We start from the raw sequence: 872 nt of genomic DNA, 5'->3' as shown, positions 1-872 counted from the left end.
CATCGTGGTCACCGAGGACGATGTGTCCGACGAGGCAGGATTGGATGCCGTGCTGGCGGTCGATGCGCCCGTCGACTGCGTGATTGCCGACTGACCCTGCCTTGTTTTCACGTACAGCATGTCATGCAGCAGCGCGTAGGGTTTCGTATTCGACGGGAGTGCAGTAGTCGATCGACGTGTGCATGCGCTGTCGATTGTAATAGCCCTCGATCCAGTCGACGATGTCCAGGCGAGCCTGAGCGCGGGTTTCGTAGCGCGTTTGGTAAATGCGTTCGACCTTCAGGGTTTTAAAGAAGCTCTCCATCGGCACGTTGTCCCACGCGTTTGCACGCCGGCTCATCGACACCGTCATGCCGAATTCGGCGGCCAGATCGCGATACGCCCAGCTGGCATATTGACTACCTCTATCCGAATGCAGCAGTAATCCGGACCCGGGTTTGCGTTGCCAGTATGCACTGCGTAATGCTTGGCAGACCAGATCCGCGTTGATCCGCTCCGACATCGACCAGCCGACGATACGCCGGCTTGCCAGATCGAGGATCGCCGCGAGAAACAGCCAGCCTTCGTCGGTGGCGATGAACGTGATGTCACTCACCCACGCCTGATTTGGTTGCCAGCCATCGAAGCGACGATCAAGCAGATTTGGTGCCACTGGTAGGCTATGTGTCGAGTCCGTCGTGACGCGATACGGTCGCTTGTAGACCGGGCGCAGGCCTTGGCGCTGCAAACTACGTCGAACACGCTCAGCGCTCACCGGACGGCCTTGGGCGCGCAATTGCCGCACGATACGGGGGCGGCCATAGCTGCCGCGACTGGCTCGGTAGATGGCCGCCACTTCGACGTCCAGCGCCTCGTTGGCCTGCGCCCTGGCG

The 872-nt window shown here is 60.7% G+C and carries 1 protein-coding gene; it reads right to left on the bottom strand.

Annotation, left to right across the window (positions count from 1 at the left end; genetic code table 11):
• Positions 1–121: 121 nt before the first annotated feature.
• Positions 122–872: IS3 family transposase (locus ACPUER_RS36930; RefSeq protein ID WP_425133601.1), on the bottom strand; the 751-nt coding region annotated here is incomplete at its 5' end.

This window comes from Burkholderia sp. DN3021, from assembly GCF_049805555.1.
Taxonomy (GTDB): Bacteria; Pseudomonadota; Gammaproteobacteria; order Burkholderiales; family Burkholderiaceae; genus Burkholderia; species Burkholderia pyrrocinia_C.
This window is presented reverse-complemented; position numbering and strand designations above follow the sequence as displayed.